8 protein-coding genes are annotated in these 6940 nt (G+C 43.3%); all 8 read right to left on the reverse strand.

What is annotated here, in order from left to right:
- Positions 1-166: 166 nt before the first annotated feature.
- Positions 167-1300, reverse strand: coding sequence for a type II toxin-antitoxin system HipA family toxin (locus DW819_RS15290; RefSeq protein ID WP_118733979.1), 1134 nt, complete (start codon positions 1298-1300; stop codon positions 167-169).
- Positions 1287-1565: a helix-turn-helix domain-containing protein gene (locus DW819_RS15295; RefSeq protein ID WP_118542867.1), complete on the reverse strand. Its 279-nt coding sequence runs from the start codon at positions 1563-1565 to the stop codon at positions 1287-1289. Before DW819_RS15295 ends, DW819_RS15290 begins: the two co-directional genes overlap by 14 nt.
- A 149-nt stretch (positions 1566-1714) precedes the next feature.
- Entirely contained in the window at positions 1715-2044 is a 330-nt protein-coding gene (locus DW819_RS15300; RefSeq protein ID WP_118542932.1) for a hypothetical protein, read from the reverse strand.
- Between the two features lie 34 nt (positions 2045-2078).
- Positions 2079-3464 carry a hypothetical protein gene (locus DW819_RS15305; RefSeq protein ID WP_118733980.1) on the reverse strand — a complete coding sequence of 462 codons (1386 nt, stop codon included), beginning with the start codon at positions 3462-3464 and terminating at the stop codon, positions 2079-2081.
- Between the two features lie 56 nt (positions 3465-3520).
- Positions 3521-3763, reverse strand: coding sequence for an LPXTG cell wall anchor domain-containing protein (locus DW819_RS15310; RefSeq protein ID WP_118733981.1), 243 nt, complete (start codon positions 3761-3763; stop codon positions 3521-3523).
- 29 nt (positions 3764-3792) lie between these two features.
- Entirely contained in the window at positions 3793-5106 is a 1314-nt protein-coding gene (locus tag DW819_RS15315; protein WP_118733982.1) for a DUF2812 domain-containing protein, read from the reverse strand.
- 73 nt (positions 5107-5179) lie between these two features.
- Positions 5180-6085, reverse strand: a complete 906-nt coding sequence (locus DW819_RS15320) for a lysozyme inhibitor LprI family protein (RefSeq protein ID WP_118585028.1) — start codon at positions 6083-6085, stop codon at positions 5180-5182.
- 220 nt (positions 6086-6305) lie between these two features.
- Positions 6306-6940 (reverse strand): transposase (locus DW819_RS15325; protein WP_147353180.1); only part of this gene is annotated, 635 nt, incomplete at its 5' end.

The following is a 6940-nucleotide window of genomic DNA, read 5'->3' on the forward strand; positions in this document are numbered from 1 at the left end:
ACAATCGAACTCAAGGTGTCTTTCTTTTATGCAAAATCACGAACTTGCTCATTTATAGTACAAATTATAGATATTTTACAATTTCATCAAGATTTATTATGAAATGGCCATATGGGGTGAAAAATATTTGTGATACTTCCTTAAGTTGCAATTGTACTCCATTTTTCTAAGAAAGATACTGTCCCAGCATCTGGTTCACACAATCCTTGATCTGGTTCATAATTCTCCTGCATTCCGCTCTCGCCATCCCAGCGGCAATGCCAACTGCCAGAATCTCCTTTTCTCCTGGATTGCGCCCATTTCCATCCACTGTGGTTGTATGTTCTCCGTAATAGGTATTGCTGTAAGTGAGATCGTATGCAGGACTCAACCGCCAGCAATCCTCTGCCTCATGGTATAGATACGTAAAATTTTTAGAATGATCATCTCGGTTATGAGCGAACACATTAAAGCACATCCTGCGGAACATATTGTTCACATCTTCTGGATGATCCCTGGTTAAAATTTTCGTCAGCTTCATCAAACTGTGGTAATCCAGACTTGGCTGTTCGAAATCTAATTCCAAAAGAGCAGCGGCGGTTAACATATGGATTCGTTTTTGACTGCCATTATCCATCATTCTGTCAAATCGTTTTGTTCCAAAATACCCTTCGCATTTGTCTGATGGAAATAATCTGGCCTTACACATGGCAATACCACATTGTCTGGCACAGCAGGAATAATCATATTCCATCTTTCCAGCATTTCTTCCATCTACATGGGCCGGAAATTTAATGATCCACTCTTCCCCCTCAATAGTTGTCATAATTTTGGGTCTGGCTCCACCGCTGGTACCTCCCAGGCGATATAGCTCATCCAGTTTATCAGAATACTCTGTATTCAACAGCTTCTGACATTGCTCCGCAAGTTCATCCAGATTACTATGGCCCTGTTTTTCCTGCATTTCCTTTTCTGGATAATAGGTAAGCGCCCCCATTCCTGATTTTCCAACGATAGCCAGCCGCTCCAAAACTGTAAGTTTATCCGGATTTTGTCCATGGGCGCGCAGTAGTCGGTTCAACAATAATCTTCCCCAGTTGTCTGGTAAACTGTCCGCAAATACTCCAAAAAGTCCATCAAAATAGTCTTTGTTTGGAACAAAAACCTGCCTTTTCAGTGGAAGAGAAAATGGACTGATCGGGAATCCATGTTCAAGCCATTCTTCGCTATATTGAAATGCCGCTTTATGGTCTGCAGTCATCGCCAGCGTTCCAACGAGCCTTTCATCGTAGAGAACCTGCAATGCATTATTTGGTTTCATTAATAACCTCCTGAATATTCTTATATGGCACCTGTGTAAAAATACTCCTAAGCTCATCTGCAATATCCAAGGCCATAGCAATCTTGGTCAGTGAGATCAGGGAGATCTGTCCGGTAGCTTCAAATCTTTTGATAGAGCCATAGCTTACACCACTCATAGAGGATAATTTTTCCTGGGAAATGGAACGCCGTTTTCGGATGTTTCTTACCCTTTGTGCCAGCTTCTGATCCAATTCTTCCGCTGTTTCCCATATCAGTTGTTCCATTCGTTTTCACCGCCTTTATTTACAAATAATATATTATCCAAAATAGCTTAATTTATACTATTTTAGATAATATCTTAACTACTTTTATTTTAGCATTTTTATTTTTAAATAACAACAGATTATACAGAATAAAATTGAACGAGCAAAAACTATTGTTCTCTATACTTTCTTTCAATACACAAACTGTAAACCACCATGATTACTATTGTTTCTATCATTACTCCCAATACTGACAGTAAAATAAATGGAGAATTCTGTCCTGAAAGCAGCGGTAATCCCAATGCAATCAATATTGCTCCATAAATAACAAACAGCTTACCAACCGCATGATTGTAGCCCATTATATCATTTACAGATATAGATTTTATGTTTGCCCAAAAGTCAGCCACTTTTCCTGAAAGATATGCTCTTATTCCAAGACTAATGATAATAACGCCAACCATCGCCCATATAACAAACCCTATCATATTCCCAGTCATAATATTTCTCCCAATAACATCCAATTTTTCGAGTTTATGAACCGATAGAGCCTTCATTTTCCCCCTTTGGAAGCACCTGCAGCGCATCCTGCACAGTACTAAACACACGCTCGTCCAGCCAGCCGCCCTGTCTTCTGTTCTGGGCTGCTGAGATGACCGGATACTGCCAGATGGTCTTCTGATGGGTATAATTTAGCCAGGAATCAATCCACCAGTCACTTTCCTTTGCCTTGATTTCATAGGCCACGTATCCGCGACAGTTTTCCCCACTCCGCGGCAAGGAAAATTCCGCGAAAATGCTGGCATTCTGTTGACTTCCGTAAAAGAAAGCATTCATGCCGGTATCGTAATTTTCGTCCTGCAAGATTTTATAATCTGCGGTGTAAGAAGTTCCATCCTTATCGTAAAGGACCTGACCGGTAAGTTTCCCCTGGAAGGTCCAGCCCCCGTTCAGTTCCTGATATGCCGGATTGATCTGTACTGCTTCTGTCCCGCGAAAGCCCGGATTTCCATTCCATAAGAAATGATGGATCACCTTCCACTGGCCTTCCTGTTCCAGTTCTACTGCCAAGCCGTCAAGCTGCAACTGCCCATCCCTGCCCCGCAGCGAATCATCGCTTTGATTCAGCAGAACCTGTCTGGCATTTTTGCACGCCAGAATATCTTCTTTCTTTAAGTCATGCAAGATATCTTCCGGAAAACCAAGGGATAACAGATGTGCTTTGGTTTCTTCACATGCCGGATCCTGGGTTTCATTTGCAGTTGTCCACTCCATATGATAAGCACCAAAACATGTATAGCTGACGAACAGACCTGCCGCAGTCAGAATTGCTGCTCCTGCTGCACATCTACTGTCTGAAATCCGCACCGAATGTTCTTCCAGTACATATCCGGCCTCTTCCAGTTTTTCTGCTATATTCTTTAACTCTACAAGGATTCCAATGTATGCAGCAACGATTACAAAACCAAGGATCCAGCCCTCATATTCCTGAATCGCAAGCACCGTCACCACCGCATACCAGATGATGATATGGAGCAGAACTTCACTTTTTATTTTTTCATCACGCTGTTCCAGCTCTTCACGCATTCCAAGGAAAAGACAAATCATCAGCACGACCGGCAGGATTCCGCCACAGAAATCAATTCCTTTCCATGCGTACAAAGTATAGATTTTCTCCCGTTCGAGCACACTTCCAAGCACAATTGTCACAATGGTAATCACAACTTCGAGCGCGGCGCCTGCATATCCGGCTTTCAGCCAGCGGTTTTCTGATCTCAGTTTTCGAAATCCTGTAAACAGCAAAAGGGCGCCAATGAAGGGGAGAATCTGATTGAGAAAGAGAAATTTCAATGTAATCCCAAAGAGACCCATTCCAATCAGAATCTTCTCATACGTCTGTTTCCAGAAACTCTCTTCCATGTAATCGCCCCCTTTTCACACCGTTCCTGCTGCCAATACCATGCGAGCTGCTTTTCTTATGAATTTCCGCCATTTTTCTTCCAATAAACAATTGCTGCTACAGCCAACAATACAATTCCGATCAGAATCAGCATGATAGAGAAATCACCATTCAGTTTTCCAGCAACAAACACAGCGGTAGAACCGTCTGCGCCTCCAATGACAGTAACCGCTGTTTGTCCTTTCAGCTTCATCACAGCACCAGAAATAACCAGTACTATTCCGACCATACAGCTTCCGATTCCGAATACTTTTTTCATGAATATAATCTCCTTTGCACCATTTGCATTTACTCTGTTTGCCCCTGATAAAAAACGTCTACCGCTTCTTTCATGTCGGTAAGATTCATACCACCGCCATAATCCAGCACAACCAGACGATTTCTGTCTTTTAATATCACTTCATCAAGAGTCGGCTCATCCTGATAGAAATTTTCTTCCGAAACAGGCTCAGCCCCATCTTTGCGGACCATGTACCGGCACCAGGACACTTCTGTCCCCTCGGGAACTTCCCCCAGCTCTGCCGGAAGTTCCAGTTCCATCTGATCCCACCACTTTGTCATATCCTTTGGATAGCATTTGCTGGTTTTCGCAATGATCCAGGAAATGGGACTGGTATATACGGTAACGCCTACTGACTTTCCAGAACTGCTCATCTGAACATCATTTGCCTGATAGCTAGCGAATACCGTATGTTTTCTCCCGGTATCCGGTTCATCTGCTCCCAGAAAGTGAGTTGCTGCCGCATTACACAAGGGAATCAGAATCATGCAAAGCACACCAACGCCAACCGCATATGACATCCAGTCATCCCGGGCATTTCCGCTGCCGTTATTTCTGAGCAGGTTCCTTACAAACAGGGAAATCACTACAATGAGAATGGAAGAAAGCATGGTTCCGGCCAGGGCTCTCATGGAAGAAGAAAATGCTAGCGCCAGAACTGCCAGAATCAGGATTTCATCTAATAGAATGATACGCTTTTTAAAGCTTACCTTCCGCTGCAGATTCATTCTCGGAAACGGCCTGCCTTCTTTTATAGCCATTGTATTCCCACAGTTCCATCGAAACAGCCGCGCATAGGTTACCGTCCAGGAAATGCAGATTCCAAGCAGCAGGGGATTTAGCATAAGCGCCACGGGATCCGCAAACATTTTTCCCGGATTCTGCAGATTGCTGTATAACGACCACAAACTTAATACTACCAGTACAGGATAGGAAATTTTCGCAGACCCGTTCCAGGAAAGAGCTTTCTGAATCAGGAACTGCCTCTCTTCCGTCATATCTCCGGTCAGCTTCACGCTTTCATCGGTGGTATAAAATATCTGCCAGTAAGTTCCGCTGCATTGAAAATCCCATCCTGCTTCCTGGCACTCCTTGCGAAACTGTTCTGCCTTCCAGCTGTCCGCGCCGGTAAGGGAAGAGCTTCCCGGAACCAGAAGCGCCGCGTATCTTCTTTTTTCCGGCTGTGCCCTGTAAAATTTCATGACAGAACCGCCGACGTTTTCCAGGAACCAGCCCTGCAGCGCCATTTCTTCCAGATATTGCTGAAATGCATCTGCTTCCCATAAATTGAACGTCCACCAGATCCGTTTTTTCTGCTTCATATGGTCATCTCCTTTCCGGGACAGCTATGCCGAAATGCTCCATGCAGGAATTTATCTATGTACTTCATCCGCATCAGAATGCGAACGGAAATTCCAGTTCTTCCCCAACGGTGAAAGCGGAGTTACCAGTCACTTCCGTAACATGAAAACTTGCCCCCTTCCACCCGTCAATATGAATGATTCCCCGTACATTTCCATCATCCGATGCGAAGGCCAGTTCTCCATTTCCATGATCCGTAAAGGTTCCTCTTGTTTCTCCTGTCCGGTATACCGAAATGACCGCTTCATTCTCTCCGTTCAATCCCTCCCTGGTTACCAATGCGCTATATACATTTCCTGTCCCCTGATTATCAACAAACAGGCCGTATTTGTTTGATCTGTCCGGCAGCATGAAATCTTCTTCTTTTATCCCAGCCAGCTTACTGGCAAGAACACAGGCTCTGTTTTTCGTAATTTCTTCCAGAAAAGAATTCTGAAGGAGAGGATAAATGCTGCCATTTTCTTCGCTGCTTCCGATACTCAGCAATGTTGCTTCTTCCTTCATGGCTACCCAGTTTCTCTGTTCTGCAAGAACGCTCTCCTTTGTCTTCTGGTCAGCCAAATTCATAAATCTGCTCCAGAGATTATTGAGCTCCGTATCCCAGATCACATAAAACCATCTGGAAGATGCATTCATTTCTCCCTGCGTTTCTGCTTTCTCTGCCAATGGAGTAAACTTCTGAATGATCGTATTGATCTGTTCCAGCTCTTTCTGCAGAGATTCCGACTTCGATACCACATCTTCAATATCCGCTTTGATCTCTTCCGAATAATCATGCGTGAAATCCACCTCTCCTGATGCATCTGCTTTCTCTGCCAGAATTTCGGTTTCAAGTACCTGCCACACTGCCGATTCCTGCGTTCCCACATTTCTGCTGCAGCCACTCATAAGGCCAGCTGCAATTCCTGCTGCCAACAAGATGCAAATCCATTTTCTCATAAATTTCCCCACTTCTCTTTCCATGAACAATTACAGATATAGCCAGCAATACTCTTTCTGCCATTATTATAGATAAGAATATTCCTGTCTGACAAGAACAATGGGCTTACCATTTTCTTACATATTTTGATTGAATAATATAAGATTGATGAAAGCAGATTGACAATGCATAAAGGATTCTATAACCTATAAATGAGCAAATTTGAAAAATTGCACAAAACTACGCCACGACCTTTACAAAGGAGTCAAAATCATTGCATTCCCTTGCACATTGATAGAGGGTCAGATATTTTTCCATCTGGATTATGTCACTGATCTTGTGATACCCTGTTTCAAAAGGACAGACTTCGCCAGTTCCAACAACACACATATAGTGTGCAAATGACATAATCAACCAATATCTTCGGATTCCCTGCGCAGAACGGATTTGATAGCTGTCCAACGCCAGTTTATCCTTACATTGGCGGAAAAACACCTCAATTGGCCACCTGCATACGTAATTGTCCAGGATTTCATTTGTGGATAAAGACACATCCATGCAAAGGAAAGCCCTTAGTGCTTTCGGTTTTCCAAATGCTTTTTCAGGATAGCTGAAAAGAACAATCGCGTTTTCTATGCCGTTGAGATTGCCTTCATATCGGTACACATAATAGTTTCTGCCTTTGACTGTCACAAGGTCAAAGTTCTTGTGTGTCACGGATAATTCGGCAGCCAGTTCGCTGAACTTCTTTTTCATTCCTAACGGGTACAGCAAACGATTTGTTTTCAAAGCACCAATGGTATGAAATCCTTGTACGGCAAAGGTGTTGATTATTTTTTCAGAAACGTACCAACAGTCACAAAGAAAATAGGACT

The organism is Clostridium sp. AM33-3 (assembly GCF_003480315.1).
Classification (GTDB): Bacteria; Bacillota; Clostridia; order Lachnospirales; family Lachnospiraceae; genus Brotaphodocola.

Coding starts and splice junctions, on each gene's coding strand:
- DW819_RS15300 (WP_118542932.1), bottom strand. CDS start 2,044: ATGACTGGGAATATGATAGGGTTTGTTATATGGGCGATGGTTGGCGTT.
- DW819_RS15290 (WP_118733979.1), bottom strand. CDS start 1,300: ATGAAACCAAATAATGCATTGCAGGTTCTCTACGATGAAAGGCTCGTT.
- DW819_RS15310 (WP_118733981.1), bottom strand. CDS start 3,763: ATGAAAAAAGTATTCGGAATCGGAAGCTGTATGGTCGGAATAGTACTG.
- DW819_RS15295 (WP_118542867.1), bottom strand. CDS start 1,565: ATGGAACAACTGATATGGGAAACAGCGGAAGAATTGGATCAGAAGCTG.
- DW819_RS15305 (WP_118733980.1), bottom strand. CDS start 3,464: ATGGAAGAGAGTTTCTGGAAACAGACGTATGAGAAGATTCTGATTGGA.
- DW819_RS15315 (WP_118733982.1), bottom strand. CDS start 5,106: ATGAAGCAGAAAAAACGGATCTGGTGGACGTTCAATTTATGGGAAGCA.
- DW819_RS15320 (WP_118585028.1), bottom strand. CDS start 6,085: ATGAGAAAATGGATTTGCATCTTGTTGGCAGCAGGAATTGCAGCTGGC.